Here is a 20,260-nt window from a genome sequence, read left to right as displayed (position 1 = left end):
GCTCAGTGCCCGATCTCGAGCGCCACGAGGAAGCGCGACACCATGTTGTAGGCACCGATCGTGACCATCGCATCGACCACCTGCTGCGGCGTGAAGCGCGCGCTGACCTGCTGGTAGAGGGCGGCCGGCACCTCGATGCTGTTCGTCATCGCATCGGTGAGTTCGATGAGCAGCGCCTCGTCGGCCGACAGGCCCGGGCCGATGGCCGCCGGGTCCGACAGCGCATCGACCGCCGCCTGCGAGGCGCCCGCCTGCAGCGCGATGGGCACGTGCGCGTCGTATTCGTAGCGCGCCCGGTTGAGCACCGCCACACGCAGGATGACCAGCTCGCGCGCCGCCTCGGGCAGGCTGTTGTGGCGGCGCACGGCCGTCAGCAGTTGCTCCCAGCCATGCGCCATGGGCGGGCTGTTGAGCAGCACCTGGTAGAGCGGCGAGACGCGGCCACGCTGCCTGGCGATTTCCGCTTCGAGCGTGGCGAGTTCGGGGCGGCTTCCGGGTTCGACGGGAGAGATTCGCATGATGGTTTCGGTTCGAAGATGAAAAGGAAAAAAGTCTGCGCTCAGATCATGGGCGTCGCTGCGCCGTCCATGGCGATCGTGGCGCCGGTCACGTAGCTTGCGCGGTCCGAGGCGAGAAAGACCACCATGTCGGCGATCTCGCGCGGCTCGGCGGGCCGGCCGATGGGGAGCGTGGCGCCCGGCGCGGCTGGCGCGGGCCGGCCTTCGAGCGCGGCGAGCCGGGCTTCGGCTTCCTGCCGCTGGCGCAGCCGCTCGGTGGCCACCTGGCCCGGATTGAGCGCGTTGATTCGCACGCCCTGGCGCGCATACGCAGCCGCCATGCCGGCGCTCGCGAGCAGCAGCGCGGCATTCGCGGCACCGCCCGCAAGGTGCGTCGGGTTGGCAACCTTGCCGCCCGCGCCGACGATGTTGACCACGCTGCCCACACCGCGCGCGGCCATGCGCTGCACGGCCGGCGCCATGACGTGGATGTAGCTGAAGAACTTGGCCTGCATCGCGTCGCTCCAGGCCGCGGCATCGAGTTCGCTTGGCGGCCTGCGCCTGGCGGCGCCGGCGCAGTTGACCAGCACGTCGAGCGGGCCCGACGCAGCTTCGATCGCATCGAGCGCGGCAAGTGCCGATGCGGGGTTGCGCAGGTCGGCGGCATGCCAGGCGACGCGGCCTTCTGCATTCAGCGACTGCGCAGCCGTGCGCAAGGCGGCGTCGTCGCGCGACAGCATCGTCACCCGCGCGCCTTCGGCCAGAAAGGCCTGCACGCATGCAAAGCCGATGCCGCGGCTGGCGCCGGTCACGAGCACGTGGCGCCCGGCAAGTCCGAGGTCCACCGCGTTCAGCCCCGCTTCTCGAGCAGCCCGCCGTCGACCGGCAGGATCACGCCCGTGATGTAGCGCGCCTCGTCGGAGGCGAGGAACAGCGCCGCGTTCGCCACGTCCCAGGCCGTGCCCATGCGGCCCATCGGCACCAGCGCCTCGCGCTCGGCACGGATCACGTCGCGCGAGACGCCGCGCTCCTGCGCCCGGCGCTCGATGGCCATGGGCGTGTCGATCAACCCCGGCAGGATCACGTTGGCGCGGACGCCGTGGCGCGCGTTCTCCATCGCGATGTGCTGCGTCATCGTGTTGACCGCGCCCTTGCTGGTCTTGTAGGTGATGCTCGGCCGCGCCGCCAGCGACGAGGTCGAGGAGATGTTGACGATGCAGCCCGACTGCCGCTCGATCATGTGCGGCAGCACGTGCTTGCAGGTCATGAACATGCCCTTGAGGTTCATCGCCATGATGCTGTCCCACGTGTCGGCGTCCATCTCGACCGTCTTGCGGTCGCCCTTGGAACGGCCCACGTTGTTGTGCAGGATGTCGATGCGGCCATGGCGTTCGATGCACGCGGCGGCGATCGCGGCGCAGTCCGCCTCGCGCGTGATGTCCGCGCGCAGCACCGAGGCGCTGCCGCCGAGTGCGGCAACCGCATCGCGGGTGCTTGCGGCCCATTCCTCGTTGATGTCCACCAGGAGCAGCGTCGCACCCTCTTGCGCAAAGCGCTCGGCTGTCGCGCGGCCGTTGCCCACCGTGTCGCCCGGCTGCTGTCCCGCGCCCACGATGATGGCGATCTTGCCTTCCAGTCTTCCTGTGCCCATGTCGGTTCCGTTGTTCCTGTGTGTGTGATTCGTTGTCGTGCGGCGGCTGCGATCAATCGATCGTGATGTGGCCGTCGGTGACGACCTTGCGCCAGCGCGCTTCTTCCGCGCGCATGAACTTCGTCATCTCCGGTGGCGAGTTGACCGCCACGGTCAGTCCCTCGCCCGCGAGCCGCTCGCGGTACGCCGGTGCCTCGGCGGCCTTGCGCAGTGCCGCGTTCAGGCGCTCGAGCACGGCCGGTGGCGTGCCGCCCGGCGCGAAGATCGCGTACCAGACCTCGGCGCTGTAGCCGGGGATCGTCTCGGCGATGGCCGGCACGTTCTTGTAGGCGGCCGAGCGCTGCGGTGAAGTGACCGCGACGGCGCGCATCTTTCCGCTCTCGACGAACTTGGCGACGCCGCCCGCGGTGGCGAAGACCATGTCGATCTGCCCGCCGAGCAGGTCGGTGTAGGCCGGGCCCGCGCCGCGGTAAGGCACGTGCGTGATGTCGACCTGCGCCATGTTCTTGAACAGCTCGCCGGCCAGGTGCACGGCCGAGCCGTTGCCCGAGGAGCCGTAGTTCAGCTTCGCCGGATTGGCCTTGGCGGCCTTGATGACGTCGGCAATCGTCTTGTAGGGGCTGTTGGGTCGCGTGACCAGCACGTTGGGGCCGTGGCAGATGAGGCCCACTTCGGTGAAGCCCTTCTCGGTGTCGTAGGGCAGGCTCTTCACCAGCGAGGCGTTGATCGCGAGCGCCGAAGTGGTCAGCAGCAGCGTGTAGCCGTCGGCGGGCGCCTTGGAGACGATGTCCGAGCCGATCACGGTGCCGGCGCCTGCGCGGTTGTCGATGATGACCGGCTGCCCCAGTTCGACCGCGAGCGCCTGGCCGAGCACGCGGCCGACGACGTCGGTGCCGCCACCGGCGGTGAAGGGAATCACGACGCGCAGCGGCCGCGATGGAAAGGCATCGGCGGCGCGGGCGGCCGTGCCGATGAAGAGGGCCGGTGCGCCGGCGAGGGCCGTGCCGGCCGTGGCCATGCGCAGCACGGCGCGGCGCTGCAGGCTGGGGGAATTCAAGATGGCGTCTCCTTGTTCTGTCTGGCGATACCCCTTGCGCAGGGCATCGCGGCGAACAGGAAGTCTAGGAACGCGGGCGCGCCCTGCTTTGACGATTCGGCAAAGCTCCTTTTCCGGCGCCTAGGCGCCGCGGCCCTCGCCGGACAGCAGGTGCGCAAGGAATTCCTGCGCCGCCGGCGACAGCGCCGCCCGGTCGCCCACGCACACCCACAGCTGCCGGTGTGCCCAGTCGTCTTCCAGCGGCAGCACGACCAGGCCCATGCGCGCCTCGTAGTTGCGCGCGATGCCCACCGGCACGATCGCCAGGCCCAGCCCTTCGCGCACCAGTTCGCAACGGGCCTCGGGGTTGGACACCTGCGCGCGCACCCGCAGCGGACGCGGCAGCGCGGGCGCGATGAGCTGCATGAACTCCTCCACGCTGTGGCGCGGGAAGTAGCCGAGGAAGTCGTAGTCGAGCGCGTCTTCGAGCCGCAGCGTTTCCCGCCGGGAAAGCGCGTGGCCCACCGGCACGACGAGCCCGACACGATCGGTGCGGTAGGGCATCGACACCACGCCGGCCGCCGGATGGGCCGCGTGATACACGCCGATGTCCGCCTCGCCGTCGGCCACGATGCGCGGCACGTCGTAGCTGAAGGCCTCCATCAGGTCGACCCGCGAGTCCGGCGCCTTGCGCGAGAAGCTGCTGATCTCCGAAGGCAGGAACTGCTGCACCGCCGAAGAATTGGCGACCAGCCGGACCTTGGGCACGCCGCTGGCCGAGTACGCGCCGAGCGATGTCTGCACCTGCGCGAGCGTGCGCAGGATCGCCTTGGCCTGCTGGTAGAGCATCGCGCCCGCGGGCGTGGCCTCCACGCCCCGGCCGTGGCGGCGCAGGAGCCGCGTGCCCAGCTGGCGCTCGAGTTCGGTGATGCGCTTGCTCGCGGCGGAGGTGACGACATGCACCCGGTCGGCCGCACGCGAGAGGCTTTTCTCCTCGATGGCGGCCACGAGGATTTCGAGTGAGGCGATGTCCATCGCGCGATTTTCAGTCATCGGGTGGACGCGGGTGCCAGCACATATTGAACATTACTTAATCGAAAACAAAGAATGCATTGAGTATTTTTCACAATCGTGTAACGCGCAAACAGCATCCTTTGGTTTCCATTTCCGGTGGAATCTCCCGGCAGACAGCCTGCGGAGTTCCGCCTTCCTTCATTCCAGAGGTTCACGGTGTCGGCGACTCAAACTTTCTCAAAACGCTTCCTGGTGGTGGCCTGCGCGGTCTTCCTCGCGTCCTGTGGGGGAGGCTCGGGCAACGGCGGAGGCTCCTTCTTCCCCCTGCTCCCCCAGGGTCCGAATTCCGGCAATCCCGGCGACCCGGGCACCCCTGGCAACCCGTCTCCTCCTCCCGGCGACGCGGGTGCCAAGCACGCCGCATCGGTGAGCGTGCAAGGCGACGGCAGCGGCGATGTGGAGTCGCTGGACACCGCGATCGCCTGCGACACGCAGTGCAGCGCCGACTACGCCGAGGGCGCGAGCGTCAAGCTCATCGCCACCGCCGCGCGCGGCTCCGTCTTCGCCGGCTGGCAAGGCGCCTGCGAAGGCAGCACCGATGTCTGCGAACTCACGATGGGCGAGGCCCGCACCGTCGTCGCCAAGTTCTCGCTCGCCGACAAGGCCGCGCCCACGGGCACCTGGTTCAAGGGCGACACGCACGTGCACGACGACCACTCCGACGACGGCAGCGCGCCGCGCCAGTTGAGCCACGACATGGCCAAGGGCAACCTGTCGCTGGCCGACCAGATCGGCCAGGCCGGGCGCACGGGCCTGGACTTCATGCCCTTCACCGACCACCGCACCTACGACCAGCACTACGACCCGCTGTGGGAATCGTCGTCGCTGCTGCTCCTGCGCGGTGAAGAAGCCAACGGCAAGCCGCACGCCATCTCGCTGGGCGGCGTGGACTCGGTCGTGCAGGGCGCGATGCATCCCGACCGCGCGCAGTTCGCGCTGGTGCAGCAATCGATCTGGGACGCACATGCGCAGGGCGCCATCTGGTCGATCGCGCATGCGGATGACGGCGAGATGAATTCCGACGGCTCGCCCAACATCAACGCCAACGTGCAGGGCGTGAACCTCGTCGAAGTCTGGAACCGCTCCAAGAGCCCCGACAAGCAGATGGACTACGCCGAGAACCGCTGGAACGCGGGCTTCCGCTTCGGCGTGGCCGGCGCGAGCGACAACCACTTCCGCGAATACTGGGGCGCGCCCTACCTCAACAGCCCCGGCATGCCCGTGACCAAGGTGCTGGCCAAGGCCTACAACGAGCGCGGCATCCTCGAAGCCATGCGCGCCGGCTACACCAGCCTGTCGATCAACCCGACCGGCCCCGCCGTCTCGATGACGACCGACCTCAAGGGCGGCGGCTACACCGCCATGAGCGGCGACGAGGTCTTCGTTCCCGCGGGCACCGCGGGGCACCTGCGCATCAGCGTGCAGCGCGCCGCAGGCATGGACGTGCTGGTGTTCCGCATGCCCGGCAAGAGCGCCGGCGCGTTCAAGACCTTCAAGCCGACGCGCGACGACGAGACCTTCAGCGTGGACATCACCGCAGGCTCGCAGCCCGACTGGTACCGCGTCGAAGTGCGCGGCCTCAACGTGCCGATTCCGCCGGCCGCGCAGGCTGTGGAGCTGAAGGCCGCCGTGTCGCCGATCTTCGTTTCGCCCGCGCCGGTCGAGCCGAAGCCGGAAGTCGCCGTGCCGAAGGAAGACAGCGTGGCCGACGGGGCCCTCCGCGTCGCGGGTGCGCGCGGCGACTTCGCCGGTTTCCCCGACATCGCGACCGACGCGGGCGTGGTGCATGCCGTCACCGAGATGCACGGCGATGCGACGAGCACCGTCGTCTACCGCCGCAGGGACGCCAAGGGCGCCTGGAACGATGCCGGCCGCACATTGAGCGGCAAGGGCGTCGCGCGCTTTCCGCGCGTGGCCGTGCGCGGCAACGACGTGTGGGTGGCGTGGGAAGAAGACACCGTGCAGGTGCCGCATCGCCCGGTCATCAACCTGCGCCATTCCGCCGACGGCGGCATGACCTGGGCATCGACCGAAACGGTGCGCTCGCTCGAAGGCCGCGCCGAGCATCCGGACATTGCCATCGCAGCCAGCGGCAAGCCGGTGGTCGCGTGGCAGGAAATCCAGAGCGGCCAGCCCTTCGACATCATGGTGCAGGAAGTGGGCACCGATGCGCAGCCGCGCAACCTCTCGCGCGCCGGCAAGTCGGTCGATGCCGGCACGCCCGACGACACGCGCTCGCCGCACTACCCGGCCTCGGTGCTGCCGAACGTGACGGTCGCGGCCGATGGCCGCGTCGCCGTGGCATGGCAGGACAACCGCAACGACCAGGACCCGCTGTGGACAGGCGCGGCCGCCTACGGAGACGGCTCCAACCCCGACGACTGGCAGATCCAGGTCGCAGTGCGCGGCGCCGCCGGTGCATGGGCCACGCCCGTGAGCCTGGGCGCCACCGACCGCGCCGATCGCCATCCCGACGTGGCGTTCGCCGGCAACGGCGACCTCGTCGTCGCTTGGGAAAGCAAGGAGCAGGAACCCGCCGGCAAGAACCTCGCGGTGCTCGCGGCGGTGTCGGGCGACGGCGGCGCGACCTTCTCGGCGCCCGCGGTGCTGGCCGCCGAGCCGACCACCATGAGCCAGCGTCCGCGCCTGGGCGTGGATGCGGACGGCTCGGTGCGCGTGGTCTGGTTCGACTCGCGCTCGGCCGACTGGCGCTGGCGCGTGATGACGGCGGTCTACAAGAAGCCCGCGGGTTGGGATGCGGGGACGCTGCTGAAGGGCTCGGGCATCAACACCTGGCCCGTGACCTCGGGTGGCGTGATCGCCTTCGCGAGCACGCGCAATGCCACGCGGCTGCAGCGCGACCAGACGCAGCAGGTGTTCCTGCTGTCTGCGAAGTGACCTGCCGTCGCCCATGAAAGAAGCCCCGCCATGGCGGGTTTTTTTTCGTCCGGCCTTGTCGTTCGCCGCTACTTCAACGACACGCTGTACGGCGCGGGCACCCAGCTGTAGCCCACCCGCTCGGCCTTCACATGGCCCAGCCCCGGGAAGGAGATGTGCGCGCTCCCGACCAGGTAGCCCTGCCGCGCGGCATCGCGCAGGATCTTCCGGCGCGATGCGATCGCTTCGGCCGGCGCGACGTCGTATTCCACCGAGACCGTCGGATCGCGGAACTGCACTTCGGCGGCGTGCACGATGTCGCCCCACAGCAGCAACCGCTCTCCCCGGCTCTCGACCAGGTAGCCGCTCAGCCCCGGCGTGTGGCCCGGCAGCGGCAGGCTTCGCACGCCCGGGAGCAACTCGGTGGCGCCATCGAAGGCCTGCAGCTTGCCGGCATCGACGTAGGGGTCGACCGTCTGGTGCGATTGCCTGAACGTCGTCTTGCGGTTCGCCGGAGCGCGCGCCTCGGCGGCCGGGCTCAGCCAGTAGTTCGAATCGCGCTGGTCGACGTGCACCACCGCATTCGGAAACACGCGCTGGCCGCCGATGCTCAGCCTGCCCGAATGGTCGCCATGGATATGCGTGAGCAGGACCGTGTCGATGTCCTCGGGCTGGTAGCCCGCGGCGCGCATGTTCGCGACCAGCTGCCCGCCGGCAGTGCCGAACAGTTCTCCCGCGCCCGTGTCGACCAGGATGCGGTGCGCGCCCGTGTCGATCAGGTAGCAGTTGATCGAGAGCTCCACCGGCAGCGCCTGATGCGATGCGCCGAACGCCTTGCGGACCTCGGCGGGCTTGCTCATGATCGTCGGCAGGTCGCGCGACGCGGTGCCGTCCGACAGCACCGTGACCTTGAAGTCGCCGAGGCGAAACCGGTAGTAGCCGGGCGCCTGCTGTGCGACCCAGCCGGCCGGCGCCGCCACGGGATCGGCCGATGCCATCGGCGCGATGGCAACCATCAGCGCGGCGAGCAGGCCCGCGACCTTGTGCTTCGTCGTGGCCATGGTCATGGCTTCAGTGCGTCGCGAATCGCTTCGCTGGCCTGCCTGATCGCGGCCTGCGTGCTCGCCTGGTTGCGGATGCCGTTGAGCAGCACGAAGTCGTGGATCGTGCCGTTGTAACGCGTCGCCGTCACCTCGACGCCCGCTTCCTTGAGCTTGCGGGCATAGGCTTCGCCTTCGTCGCGCAGCGGGTCGTTCTCGGCCGTGATGACCAGCGCCTTGGGCAGGCCGCGCAGTTGCTCGGTCGTCGCGCGCATGGGCACGGCGTAGGGGTTCTGCCGCGTCTTCGCATCGGGCGCGTAGATGTTCCAGCCGAATTGCATGAAGGCACGCGAGAGGAAGCGGCCCGAGTCGAAGTCGCGGTACGACTGGGTCTCGAAATCGGTGTCGGTGGCCGGAATCAGCAGCACCTGCAGCCGGATGTTCGGGCCGCCGCGGTCCTTGGCCATCAGGGTCAGCGCGGCCGACATGTTGCCGCCCACCGAGTTGCCGGCCACCGCGATGCGGCTGCCATCGACGCCGATTTCCGCGCCGTGCTCGGCCACCCATTTGGCGGCGGCGTAGCTCTGCTCCATCTGCGTGGGGAACACGGCGTCGGGGATCGGCGTGTACTCGACGAACACCGCCGCCGCGCCCGAGCCGACGACCAGGTCGCGAACCAGCCGCTTGTGGTTCTCGAAGTCGCCGGCGATCCAGACGCCGCCGTGGATGAAGAGCAGCACCGGCGGCTTGCCCGTCGCGTTCTCCGGCTTCATCACGTAGAGCTTGACGCTCTTTCCGTTCCCGGAAATCGTCTTCTCCGAAATGATGACGCCGGAAACGTCGACCGGCGTCTTGGCCTGGAGGCCCGTGAGCACCGCGCGGACCTGGGGCCCGGGCAATGTCCAGAACGGGCTGCTGTCCTTGTTGACGTCGGCCAGGAAGGACCGGACCGGTGGGTCGATCCGGGGGTCCGTCGCTGCATCGGTTGCGGCGACGGCAGGCTGCGTGAGGGTGGTCATGGTGAGGGCTCCTGCGATGAATGCCAGTTTGGAAAAGTGATTCACGATGTGCTCGCTTTCAGTGGGTCGGGATGCTCGGGTTGCGCCGCGACTGTTGCTTGATGCGGCACGATCCAAAGATATCGACGGCGAGCTGAAGCGATAAGCCCCGCATTCCGGGAAAAATTGTGCCGCTCACGGCACAATCAAAACCTCTGGTTTTTCACGAGGCCGACATGGAAGACACCCTGATCTTTGTGAAGGTCGTCGAGGGCGGAAGCTTCACCGCGGCGGCGCGCGACCTGCGGCTGCCAAAGACGACGGTGAGCCGCAAGGTGCGCGAACTCGAACTGCGGCTCGGGGTGCAGCTGCTTCACCGCACCACGCGCCGGCTCGGCCTGACCGAGGCGGGCAGCGTCTACTTCGAGCACTGCAGGAAGATTCCGCAGGCGCTGGTCGATGCCGAAACGGCTGTCGGCCAACTGCAAGGCCAACCGCGCGGCACGCTGCGCGTCACCTCTTCGTACTCGGTCATGGTCAGCCTGGTCGCGCCGCTGCTCGGCGAATTCCGCGTGCTCTACCCGGACCTGTTCGTCGACCTCGTGCTGACCCACCGCACGCTCGATCTCGTCGAGGACGAAATCGACATCGCCTTGCGCATGGGCACGCTCCCGGACTCCTCGATGGCCGCGCGGCAACTGGCGGTGCTTCCCAACCGGGTGTATGCGAGTGCGGCGTACCTCGCGCGGCACGGCGAACCGAAGCACCCGCTCGAACTGCGGCAGCACAGCGCGCTCGTCACACGCGTGGCGCGCCGCGGCAGCGGCTATGCATGGCCGATGAGCAACGGCGGTGCGCCCGAGAGCTTCGAGATCACGCCCGTCATCGAGGCCGACGATCCCCAGGTGCTCAAGGCGCCGCTGTTCGCGGGCGCGGGGCTGATGATGGCGACCGACCTCATCATGCGCGAGCATGTGGCCGAGGGGCTGGTGGTGCCCGTGCTCCCCGGCTGGGTCGGGCGCTGCCCCGCGCTGAATGCGGTTTTCCCGCGCGGGCATGCGCAGCCGCCGAAGCTGCGCGTCTTCATCGACTTCCTGGTGGCACGGCTGCAGCGCGAAGCCGCTGCGCCGCCGATCGCCGTGCCGCCGGACGCAGGATCGCCAGGCGACGGCACATGCTGACCGGCGGCGCAAGGCCTGCCGTCAGCCCAGTCGTCACTCCGCCTCGATCTTCGCGGCCTCCACCACCTTGCCCCAGCGCACGAACTCGGCCTTGCTGAACTCATCGAGCTGCTTGGCGTTCATGTAGTCGGCCGTCGCGCCCAACTCGGCCGCCTTCTGCTGGAAGGCCGGCGTCGCGACGATCTTCGAGATCTCGGCATTGAGCCGGTCGATCACGGGCTGCGGCGTCTTGGCCGGCGCAAACACCGCGAACCAGGAGGTCGCGTCGAGATTCGGCAGCCCCACCTCCGCGGCCGTCGGCACGCCCGGCAGCGACGCCACGCGCGTCTTGCCGGTCACCGCGATGGCGCGCAGCTTGCCCGACTGGATGAATGGCATGAACGGCGGCGGCGTGCCGAAGGTCATGTCGACCTGGCCGCCGAGCAGGTCCTGCAATGCCGGCCCCGTGCCCTTGTAGGGAATGTGCGTGATGCGGATGCCGGCCTGCTGCTCGAGCATGGCGCCGGTCACGTGCTGCAGCGAGCCGGGGCCAGACGATGCGAAGGTGAGCTTGCCCGGGTGCGCCTTGGCGTAGGCGATCAGCTCGGCCATGTTCTTGACCGGCACGTCCGCGCGCACCACCACCACCTGCGGCGCGCTCAGCACGTTGGCCACTGCGCGCAGGTCTTCGGGCGCCCACTGCTTCTGCTTCACGACGTGCGGGGAGATGACGTGATAGCCCGAGTACTGCATCAGCAGCGTCTGGCCATCGGGCTCGGCGCGCTTGACCTGCACCGCGGCGATCACGCCGCTGGCGCCCGACTTGTTGTCCACGATGACCGATTGGCCCAGCGCCTTGCCGAGCGGATCGGCCAGCATGCGCCCCGCGATGTCGGTGGTGCCGCCGGCCGCGGCGCCCACGACCATCGTGACGGGGCGCGTGGGATAGGTCTGCGCGAAGGCGCTGGTGCCTACCAGTGCCGCGAAAGCGGTCAGCGCGCAGAGGCTGCGGCGTGACACGGTTGAAGGGTTCGGATGCTGTTTCATGTCTTTGTCTCCTGGTTTTCTGTGAAGTTGAAATCGATAGGGAATCAGTAATCGCGCGCGAGGGCCCGCGCGCGCGTGGCCTCGAAATCGGCCGGCGCCGGATGCAGGTCGAGCCGGCGTCCGGCCTTCGCGATCTGGCTCGGCGTGTCGTGCCCGATGAGCGCCGGCAGGCGCCGCGCGGCCGCCGTCAGCGCCTGCACGTCGATGCCGGTGTCGTAGCCCATGAGCTCCAGCGCATGCGCGATGTCCTCGCTGCACACATTGCCCGAGGCACCCGGCGCGTAAGGGCAGCCGCCGATGCCGCCGATCGAGGCGTCGAAGCAGCGCCCGCCCGCGTCGATGGATGCGAGCACGTTCGCCAGACCCATGCCGCGCGTGTTGTGGAAATGCAGGGTCAAGTCGGTGGCGGGCCAGCGCGCGATGAACTCGCGCACCATGCGCGCAACCTGCCCCGGATAAGCCATGCCCGTGGTGTCGCACAGCGTGATGCCGGTCGCGCCGATTTCGTCGACGAAGCGCCCGCACCATGCGAACACATCGCTCTCCGCGAGGTCGCCTTCGATCGGGCAGCCGAAGCTGCACGAGAGCGACACATTCACCGCCACGCCGGCCTGCCGCGCAAGCGATGCCACTTCGGCAAGGCCGCGCAGCGACTGCTCGCGCGTCATGCGCAGGTTGGCAAGGTTGTGACTCTCGCTGGCCGACATCACGAGGTTCATCTCGTTGGCCTGCGCATCGATGGCTCGCTCGGCGCCGCGCACGTTGGGCACCAGCGCGCTGTAGACGACGCCGGGCACGCGCTCGATCTCGCGCAGCACGATCTCCGCATCGGACAGCGCGGGAATCGCCTTCGGCGAGACGAAGGCCGTGACCTCGATCTTCGCCATGCCCGCGCGCGACAGCGCGTTGACCAATGCGATCTTGTCCTCCGTCGGCACGAAGGCCGCCTCGGCCTGCAGGCCGTCGCGCGTGCCGACCTCGTACATCCTGATGCGCTGCGAGGCGCCGTTCCACACCGTGTTCATGCAACCACCTTTCTGCCGCGCAAAGCAGCGATGTCATCGGCGGTGAAGCCGAGTTCGTCCAAGACCGAATCCGTGTCGTCGCCCAGGCCCGGCGCCGAGGAACGCACCGTGCCTGGCGTGCCCATGAGCTTGGGCACCACGCCCGGCACCTCGATGTCGTGGCCGTCGCGCGTGCGTTGCGAAAGCAGCATGTCGCGCGCGCGGTAGTGCGGGTCTTCGCAGATGTCCTTGGCGGTGTAGACCTTGCCGGCGGGCACGCGCGCTGCGCCGAGGATGTCGAGCACCCCGGCCACCGAGCGCCCTAGCGTCCAGGCTTCGATGGCCCGGTCGAGTTCTTCCACGCGCGCCACGCGGCCCGCGTTGTCGGCGAGCGCCGCGTCGGCGCCGAGATCGTCGCGCCCGATGGTCTGCATCAGCCGCTTGAAGATGCTGTCGCCGTTGCCCGCAATCAGCACGAAGCCGTCGCTGCAGCGGTAGGCATTCGATGGCGCGATGCCGGGCAAAGCGCTGCCGGCAGGTTCGCGCACCGCGCCGAACGCGCTGTACTCGGGCACCAGGCTTTCCATGACGTTGAACACCGCCTCGTTGAGCGCCACGTCGATCACCTGCCCCTTGCCGCCATTCACCTTGCGGTGATAGAGCGCGGTGAGCACGCCGATGGTGCCGTGCAGCGCGGCCAGCGTGTCGCCGATGGAGATGCCGCAGCGCACCGGCACCTGGCCCGGCTCGCCGGTGAGGTGGCGCAGCCCACCCATCGCCTCGCCGATGGCGCCGAAGCCCGGCAGGTCGCGGTAGGGGCCGGTCTGTCCGTAGCCCGAGATGCGCAGCATCACGAGGCCGGGGTTCAGCGCCGAGAGCACGTCGTAGCCCATGCCCCAGCCTTCCAGCGTGCCGGGGCGGAAGTTCTCGATCAGCACGTCGGCCTCGGCGATGAGCTTGCGCGCGATGTCCTGGCCTTCGGTGCTGCGCAGGTCCAGCGCGATGGAGCGCTTGTTGCGCGACTGCACCTGCCACCAGACCGAGGTGCCCTCCTGGATGAGGCGCCAGTTGCGCAGCGGGTCGCCGCTGCCGGGCGGTTCGATCTTGACGACGTCGGCGCCGAATTCGCCGAGCGTCTTGCCGGCAAAGGGGCCGGCGATGAGCTGGCCCATCTCGATGACGCGCACGCCTTGCAAGGCGCTGGGGGTGGGAAGAAGCGGGTTCATGGGTTCTGGGCTTTCTCGACAAAAGTGGTGATGCCGCTTGGGGTGCCGCCCTGCCCCGCACGGGCGGGACGCGGCTCCGCGGCGCGCAGCCGCTGCGGCAGGCCGTAGGCCAGGATGGCCGCGCACAGCAGCGTGAGCGTGCCGATCACGTAGAGCGCGGGGGTGGTGCTGCCGGTGAGGTCCTTGATGCGCCCGACCATCACCGGGCTCACGATGCCGCCGAGCTGGCCGAGCGTGTTGATGAGCGCGATGCCACCAGCCGCGGCCGCGCCGCTCACGAGCTTGGGCGGCAGCGCCCAGAAGGCCGGAATGGCGGCCACGACGCCCGCGCCCATCACGGCCAGCGCGAACACCAGCAGGTCGGTGTGCTTGTCGAAGAGGCCTGCTGCGAAGAAGCCGATGGCCGCGAGCAGCAGCAGGCCGATGACGAACTTGACGCGCTGGCCGCTGTGGTCCGACAGGCGCCCCACCACGACCATCGCGATCGCGCCGCACAGGTACGGCACCGCGGTGAGCAGGCCGATGACCGTCGGATCGGTGCTGCCCGAGGTGCGGATCAGGTGCGGGGCCCAGAAGTTGAGGCCGTACGACGCCACCTGGATCAGGAAGTAGATGAGCCCCAGCGTGAGGAAGCCCGGCGTCTTCAGTGCATCGAGCAGCGAGCCGTGGCCACCGGTGGTGGGCGCCTGCTCGGCAATGCGGCGCGAGAGCTGCACCTGCTCGGTGGGCGTGAGCCAGTGGGCGTCTTCGATGCGGTCCTTGAGCACCTTGAACACCAGGAGGCCCAGCGCGATGCACGGCAGCCCGCCGACCAGGAACAGCCAGTGCCAGCCCGCCATGCCCAGGAGGCCGTCGAGGTGCGAGAGCACAAGGCCCGCTGCGGGCGCGCCGAAGAGCCCCGCGAAGGCCGAAGCGAGGAACAGCATCGAGGTGATGCGCCCGCGGTAGGCCGTAGGGAACCACAGCGTCAGGTAGAACAGCACGCCGGGCGCAAAGCCCGCCTCCATCGCGCCGATCAGGAAGCGCAGCGCATAGAACTGCCACTCGGTCTGTACGAACATCATCAGCGCGGTGGCCACGCCCCACGAGACCATGATGCGGGCGATCCAGCGCCGTGCGCCGACCTTGTAGAGCATGAGGTTGCTGGGCACCTCGAAGAGCACGTAGCCCACCACGAAGAGGCCGGCGCCGAAGCCGTAGGCGGTGTCGCTCAGGCCCAGGTCGCTTTGCAGCGCGAACTTCGCGAAGCTGATGTTGATGCGGTCGAAGAAGGCGAAGAGGTAGCACACCATGATGAGCGGCATGATTCGCCAGGCAACCTTGCGCACGATGGCGCTGTCGTCGGGGGTGGGTAGCGTGGAAGCCATGTGTTGTCTCCGGTGGAGTGCAGACGGAGTGCTGCATCCGATGCCCGGATTCTGGGCAGCCGGTCTCTCCAAGGGAACGACAAAGGCACGCACCCAGCTTTCGCGGATCGCGAAAGCTGGAAGGGGTTAACCCGCGCAGAGGTGGTCGATGAGGGTTCGCACGTGGCGCGGCACGGCGCCCGCATCGCGCAGGCCGATCACCAGGCGCCGATGCGTCCAGTCGTCTTCGAGCGTGATCTCGCGCAGGTTCATCGAGCGCAGGTGCGGCTGGATCGCCTCGCGCGGCAGCACCGCCACGCCCATGCCCGCGGCGACCATCTGGCACATCGCATCGAAGCTGCGCACCTGGATGCGCAGCTTGAGGCGCCGCCCCAGCGTCTCGCTTGCGGCCTGCAGGCGCTGCGCGAGCGAGGTGGCGCCCGAGAGGGTCACGAAGTCGAAGTCGCAGGCCTCCTCGAAACGCACGCTCTTGCGGCGCGCGAGCGGATGGCCGCGCGGCACCACCAGCACCAGGCGGTCTTCGCGGTAGTTCACGATGTCCAGGCCCAGCGTGGGCGTGCGGTCGGCAAAGATGCCGACGTCGGCGCGCCCGTCGAGCACGGCCAGCACGATCTCGCTGCTGTTCTGCTCTTCGAGCTCGATGCGGATGCCGGGGTTGGCGGCCACGAAGCTCGCAAGCTCGCGCGGCAGGAACTGGGTCACGGCCGAGGTGTTGACCCAGAGGCGCACCACGCCCAGCACGCCCGAGGCGTAGTCGGACAGGTCCGCCGCGAGCTGATCGACGTCGTTCAGGATGCGCTGCGCATGACGATGCAACGCGTCGCCCGCGACGGTGAGCGTGACGCCGCGCGAATGGCGCTCGAAGAGTTCGGTGCCCACCGCGGCTTCCAGATCGGAGATGCGCTTGCTCGCCGCACCCACCGCCAGGTGCGCAAGTTCGGCGCCCTTGCTGATGCTGCCGGTGCGCACCACGAGATTGAAGAGCGAGAGCGAGACGAGGTCGAGGCGGTGCAGGTTCACGGCTGCGTGCGGCGCTTGGATGCGGGGTGAAAACGGGGGGCCATTGTGCGCGCCGGAACGCGGTCGCACCCTCAACGGTTTCCCTTTCCCCCTTTTGCTTTTCTTAGGCCCGAATGAGCGACTGAGCACCGTGCCTGGTTATTGCAGCAGGCGAAAACACGCCGGATGGCGATCCGTAAGATCGCGCCCCAACGCCGCGAGGCGCAACGAGACCACGCATGAAACTCAGGTTATGGATGGCGACGCTGGCTGTCATTGCGGCCGCAGCTGTTGGCGCAGGCGCCTATGCATGGCAACCGTCCATCGACGCCCTGCCCGATCGCCCCGTACCGAGTGACAACCAGGCGCTGCTCGCACAAGGCGCGCGCATCGCGGCGCAAGGCGACTGCATGGTCTGCCACACGAGCGCCAACGGCAAGCCCTACGCGGGCGGCCTGCCACTGAAGACGCCCTTCGGCACGATCTACAGCACCAACATCACGCCCGACACGGCCACCGGCATCGGCAGCTGGTCGCTCGCGGCCTTCGAGCGCGCGATGCGCTCGGGCGTCTCGCGCGACGGGCACCTGCTGTACCCGGCCTTTCCCTACGCGCACTTCACGCGGATGACAGAGGAAGACGTCGGCGCGCTCTACGCGTACCTGATGGCGCGCACGCCCGCCGAGTCCAAGCCGCCGGCGAACGAACTCGTGTTCCCGCTCGGCTTCAGGCCGCTGGTGGCGGGATGGAACCTGCTGTTCCTGCAACGCGGGCCGCTGCCTGCGCCAGCCACGCCACAGTCGGCCGAATGGCTGCGCGGGCAGTACCTGGTCGAAGGCGCGGGGCACTGTGCGTCCTGCCATACGCCGATGAACATGCTCGGCGCCGAGAAGAGCGGCCAGGCCTTCGCGGGCAACCTGATCGATGGCTGGGAGGCACCGCCGCTGAACGCGCTGGCATCGAAATCGCCCAAGCCATGGACACGCGAGCAGCTCGTGGCCTACCTGCGCACCGGTCTCGCGAGCGAGCATGGCGCGGCCTCCGGCCCGATGCGGCCTGTGACCGAGCACATGGCCGACGTGCCAGAAGCCGACGTGCGCGCGATCGCGACTTACATCCTTGCGCTCGACACCAAGGCGACGGCGTCATCTGCGTCCGCATCGACACCCACACCCGCACCAACCATCGCAACCGCAGGCCAGCGCGTCGACAGCGGCGCCGCATTGTTCGCCGGTGCCTGCGCCGGCTGCCACGCCGCCACGGCCCCGATGGGCACGATCGGCGAGCGGCCTTCGCTGGCCCTGAGCACCGCCATCAACGCCGACAGCGCGCGCAACGCGATCCGCACGGTGCTCGGCGGCAATCCGTGGAACGGCTCCACGCCGGCGCATTTCATGCCGCCCTTCGCCGACGTATTGAGCGATGCGCAGATCGCCGAAGTCCTGACCTACGTGCGCGCCAGTTCCACGCAACGGCCCGCCTGGCCCGACCTGGAGAAGGACGTCGCCCACATCCGCAACGAGGCATCGCCGAAATGATCACCCTGACCGTCAACGGCACCGACCACGCGCTGGACATCGACCCGTCGATGCCGCTGCTCTACGCGCTGCGCAACCACCTGAAGCTCAACGGCGCGAAGTACGGCTGCGGCCTCGGCCAATGCGGCGCCTGCACCGTCATCGTCGACAAGCGCCCGGTGTTCTCGTGCCTCATGCCGGTGTCGGCCGTCGGCAAGCGCGCGGTGCGCACCATCGAGGGCCTGGGCAGCGCCGACAAGCCCGCGCCGATCCAGAAGGCCTTCATGGACCAGCAGGCCGCGCAGTGCGGCTACTGCATCGCCGGCATGGTGATGCGCGCGCAGGCGCTGCTCGACGAACGCCCCGGCGCCGACGAGGAAGAAATCCGCCGCCACATGCAACCCAACCTCTGCCGATGCGGCACGCACATGCGCATCGTCGCGGCGATCGTGCAGGCCTCGCGGACGATGGCGGGCAAGGGAGCGGCCGCATGAGTTCGGAACTTCGCGATCCGTCGCGCCGCCATTTCATCGCGGCCGGCTCGCTGACGGTGAGCTTCGCGCTGTGGCCGGCCGCCTCCGCGCTGGCGCAGCAGGCCACCGAGGCGGCGGCGCCGGTCGCGGTCGATGGCGGCGCGGCCAAGCTCCCCGGTGACCTCGGGAGTTCGCCGATGCTCGATGCCTGGATCCGCATCGACGAGAAAGGCGCGATCACCGTCTTCACCGGCAAGGCCGAGCTCGGCACGGGCATCCGCACCGCCTTCATCCAGATCGCGGCCGAGCAACTGGGCGTGCTGCCGCCGGCCATCCACCTCGTCACCGCGGACACCGGCGCCACGCCCAACGAGGGCTACACCGCCGGCAGCCATTCGACGGCCGACAGCGGCACGGCGATCCTGCATGCGGCCGCGCAGGTGCGCGCACTGCTGTTGGGCACGGCGGCCGCGAAGCTCGGCGTGGCGGCCGATCAGCTCACGGCACGCGACGGCAAGATTTCAACGGCCGATGGGCGCAGCCTGAGCTACGGCGATGCCGTCAGCGGCCTCGACCTGCACCGCCGCGCCGAGCCGCGCTCCGAACTGGTCGAGCCTGCGAAGCACCGCGTCATCGGCCAGTCGCTGCGCCGCGTCGACATTCCCGGCAAGGTCACGGGTGGCGCGAGCTATGTGCAGGACATGCGCCTGCCGGGCATGGTGCATGCGCGCATCGTGCGTCCGCCGTCATATGGCGCAACGCTCACGGCACTGGACAGCGCCGCCGTCGAGAAGATGCCGGGCGTGCTGAAGGTGGTGCGCGATGGCAGCTTCGTTGCCGTGGTTGCGGAAGACGAGTGGCAGGCCATCCAGGCGATGCGCGCATTGACCGGCGCTGCTCGTTGGCAGCCGCAGGCCGCGCCGCTGCCAACGCCCGCCACCATCGCCGACACGCTGATGAAGTTGCCGGCCCGCGAGATCCATGTCGGCGACCGGCACGGCACCGCGGCGCCCGCAACAAAGACACTCCACGCGCGCTTCACCAAGCCCTATCTCGCGCACGCCTCGATCGGCCCTTCGTGCGCGGTGGCGCAGTTCGATGCCGAGGGCGCCAGGCTCAGCGTCTGGACCCATTCGCAGGGCGTGTTCCCGATGCGCGCGGCGCTGGCCGAGCTGCTGTCGATGAAGCCCGAGGACATCCGCTGCATCCACGTCGAAGGTTCGGGCTGCTACGGCCACAACGCCGCCGACGATGCGGGCGCCGAAGCGGCGCTCATCGCGCGCGCCCTGCCCGGCAAGCCGGTGCGCGTGCAGTGGATGCGCGAGGACGAATTCACCTGGGAGCCCTTCGGCCCCGCGATGGTCACCGACGTGAAGGCCTCGCTCGATGCCGAGGGCCGCGTGGTCGACTGGCAGTACGAGATCTGGAGCAACTCGCACAACCAGCGCCTGGACAACGCCGGGCGCTTCATCTCCGCGCAATACCTGGCCAAGCCCTTCGTGCCCGCGCCGCCCAAGCCGATCCCGATGCCCGAGGGCGGCGGCGACCGCAACAGCCTGCCGCTGTACAACTTTGCGAACTACGAGGTGCAGCACCACTTCCTGCCCGACATGCCGGTGCGCGTCTCGGCGATGCGAGGCCTGGGCGCGTTCATGAACGTCTTCACCATCGAGAGCTTCATGGACGAGCTGGCCGCGGCCGCGGGCGCCGACCCGGTCGCGTTCCGGTTGAAGCACCTGGACGATCCGCGCGCGCGCGACGTGGTCAACCTGGCCGCGCAGCGCTTCGGCTGGGATGCGAAGCGAAAGCGCGTGCCCCATCGCGGCGTGGGCTTCTCGTTCGCGCAGTACAAGAACCTCATGAGCTATCTCGCGCTCGCGGTCGAGATCTCGATCGTGCCGGAAACCGGCGCGGTGCGTATCGAGCGTGCGGTGGCGGCCATCGATTGCGGGCAGGTGGTCAACCCCGACGGCGTGCGCAACCAGGTCGAGGGCGGCATCCTGCAATCGTCCAGTTGGGCGTTGTTCGAAGAGGTGCAATACGACAGCCAGCGCATCCGCAGCCACGACTGGAGCGGCTACCCGATCATGCGTTTCTCGGAAGTGCCGCGAAAGGTCGAGGTGCATCTGATCGACCGGCCCGGCGCGCCGTTTCTGGGCACCGGCGAAGCCTCGCAGGGACCGGCGCCGGCCGCGATGGCCAACGCAATCGCCGATGCCACCGGGCGGCGCCTGCGCACGCTGCCGCTGGCGGCCGAGGGCCGGCTCAAGGAATACCGCACGGGCTGAGACGCA

The 20,260-nt window shown here is 69.0% G+C and carries 17 protein-coding genes; 5 read left to right on the top strand and 12 right to left on the bottom strand.

Features of this window, described 5'->3' with window-relative positions:
- Positions 1-2 precede the first annotated feature (2 nt).
- From GNX71_RS12780 to GNX71_RS12760, 5 genes are all read right to left on the bottom strand, one after another.
- On the bottom strand, positions 3-518 hold the full coding sequence (locus tag GNX71_RS12780) for a carboxymuconolactone decarboxylase family protein (RefSeq protein WP_206178659.1): 516 nt from the start codon (positions 516-518) through the stop codon (positions 3-5).
- Between the two features lie 41 nt (positions 519-559).
- Positions 560-1,342, bottom strand: a complete 783-nt coding sequence (locus tag GNX71_RS12775; protein WP_206178658.1) for an SDR family oxidoreductase — start codon at positions 1,340-1,342, stop codon at positions 560-562.
- Between the two features lie 5 nt (positions 1,343-1,347).
- A complete protein-coding gene (locus GNX71_RS12770) occupies positions 1,348-2,148 on the bottom strand; it encodes an SDR family NAD(P)-dependent oxidoreductase (protein WP_206178657.1) in 801 nt (266 codons plus the stop codon).
- Between the two features lie 52 nt (positions 2,149-2,200).
- Positions 2,201-3,205 (bottom strand): tripartite tricarboxylate transporter substrate binding protein, encoded by a 1,005-nt coding sequence (locus GNX71_RS12765; protein ID WP_241027250.1) that lies wholly within the window; start codon positions 3,203-3,205, stop codon positions 2,201-2,203.
- A 120-nt stretch (positions 3,206-3,325) separates the two neighbouring features.
- On the bottom strand, positions 3,326-4,219 hold the full coding sequence (locus GNX71_RS12760) for a LysR family transcriptional regulator (protein ID WP_206178656.1): 894 nt from the start codon (positions 4,217-4,219) through the stop codon (positions 3,326-3,328).
- 405 nt (positions 4,220-4,624) lie between these two features.
- Here GNX71_RS12760 and GNX71_RS12755 point away from each other — a divergent pair, with 405 nt between their 5' ends.
- Positions 4,625-7,156 carry a CehA/McbA family metallohydrolase gene (locus GNX71_RS12755; protein ID WP_206178655.1) on the top strand — a complete coding sequence of 844 codons (2,532 nt, stop codon included), beginning with the start codon at positions 4,625-4,627 and terminating at the stop codon, positions 7,154-7,156.
- 68 nt (positions 7,157-7,224) lie between these two features.
- Here the strand turns inward: GNX71_RS12755 and GNX71_RS12750 are convergent, their stop codons facing one another.
- Both GNX71_RS12750 and GNX71_RS12745 read right to left on the bottom strand, forming a co-directional pair.
- Positions 7,225-8,196: an MBL fold metallo-hydrolase gene (locus tag GNX71_RS12750; RefSeq protein WP_206178654.1), complete on the bottom strand. Its 972-nt coding sequence runs from the start codon at positions 8,194-8,196 to the stop codon at positions 7,225-7,227.
- Positions 8,197-8,198: 2 nt separating this feature from the next.
- Positions 8,199-9,194 carry an alpha/beta hydrolase gene (locus GNX71_RS12745; RefSeq protein WP_206178653.1) on the bottom strand — a complete coding sequence of 332 codons (996 nt, stop codon included), beginning with the start codon at positions 9,192-9,194 and terminating at the stop codon, positions 8,199-8,201.
- A gap of 215 nt (positions 9,195-9,409) precedes the next feature.
- Between GNX71_RS12745 and GNX71_RS12740 the strand changes: the two genes are divergently transcribed.
- Entirely contained in the window at positions 9,410-10,354 is a 945-nt protein-coding gene (locus tag GNX71_RS12740) for a LysR family transcriptional regulator (RefSeq protein WP_206178652.1), read from the top strand.
- 33 nt (positions 10,355-10,387) lie between these two features.
- Here GNX71_RS12740 and GNX71_RS12735 read toward each other — a convergent pair whose 3' ends face one another.
- From GNX71_RS12735 to GNX71_RS12715, 5 genes are all read right to left on the bottom strand, one after another.
- On the bottom strand, positions 10,388-11,380 hold the full coding sequence (locus GNX71_RS12735) for a tripartite tricarboxylate transporter substrate binding protein (RefSeq protein ID WP_206178651.1): 993 nt from the start codon (positions 11,378-11,380) through the stop codon (positions 10,388-10,390).
- Between the two features lie 44 nt (positions 11,381-11,424).
- On the bottom strand, positions 11,425-12,405 hold the full coding sequence (locus GNX71_RS12730; protein ID WP_206178650.1) for a hydroxymethylglutaryl-CoA lyase: 981 nt from the start codon (positions 12,403-12,405) through the stop codon (positions 11,425-11,427).
- Positions 12,402-13,610, bottom strand: a complete 1,209-nt coding sequence (locus GNX71_RS12725) for a CoA transferase (protein ID WP_206178649.1) — start codon at positions 13,608-13,610, stop codon at positions 12,402-12,404. The genes GNX71_RS12730 and GNX71_RS12725 overlap by 4 nt, the downstream gene beginning before the upstream one ends.
- Complete coding sequence (locus GNX71_RS12720; RefSeq protein ID WP_206178648.1) at positions 13,607-14,977, bottom strand: MFS transporter; 1,371 nt, start codon at positions 14,975-14,977, stop codon at positions 13,607-13,609. Before GNX71_RS12720 ends, GNX71_RS12725 begins: the two co-directional genes overlap by 4 nt.
- Positions 14,978-15,103: 126 nt before the next feature.
- Complete coding sequence (locus GNX71_RS12715; protein WP_206178647.1) at positions 15,104-15,997, bottom strand: LysR substrate-binding domain-containing protein; 894 nt, start codon at positions 15,995-15,997, stop codon at positions 15,104-15,106.
- Between the two features lie 218 nt (positions 15,998-16,215).
- Here GNX71_RS12715 and GNX71_RS12710 point away from each other — a divergent pair, with 218 nt between their 5' ends.
- From GNX71_RS12710 to GNX71_RS12700, 3 genes are read left to right on the top strand one after another with little or no spacing between them, the layout of a single operon-like run.
- On the top strand, positions 16,216-17,514 hold the full coding sequence (locus GNX71_RS12710; RefSeq protein WP_206178646.1) for a cytochrome c: 1,299 nt from the start codon (positions 16,216-16,218) through the stop codon (positions 17,512-17,514).
- On the top strand, positions 17,511-17,987 hold the full coding sequence (locus GNX71_RS12705) for a (2Fe-2S)-binding protein (protein WP_206178645.1): 477 nt from the start codon (positions 17,511-17,513) through the stop codon (positions 17,985-17,987). Before GNX71_RS12710 ends, GNX71_RS12705 begins: the two co-directional genes overlap by 4 nt.
- Positions 17,984-20,254 carry a molybdopterin cofactor-binding domain-containing protein gene (locus GNX71_RS12700; RefSeq protein ID WP_206178644.1) on the top strand — a complete coding sequence of 757 codons (2,271 nt, stop codon included), beginning with the start codon at positions 17,984-17,986 and terminating at the stop codon, positions 20,252-20,254. The genes GNX71_RS12705 and GNX71_RS12700 overlap by 4 nt, the downstream gene beginning before the upstream one ends.
- The last annotated feature ends 6 nt before the right edge of the window (positions 20,255-20,260 follow it).

The organism is Variovorax sp. RKNM96, assembly GCF_017161115.1.
GTDB lineage: Bacteria > Pseudomonadota > Gammaproteobacteria > Burkholderiales > Burkholderiaceae_C > Variovorax.
The sequence above is the reverse complement of the archived record's forward strand: the minus strand, read 5'-3'. Positions and strand labels throughout refer to the sequence as shown.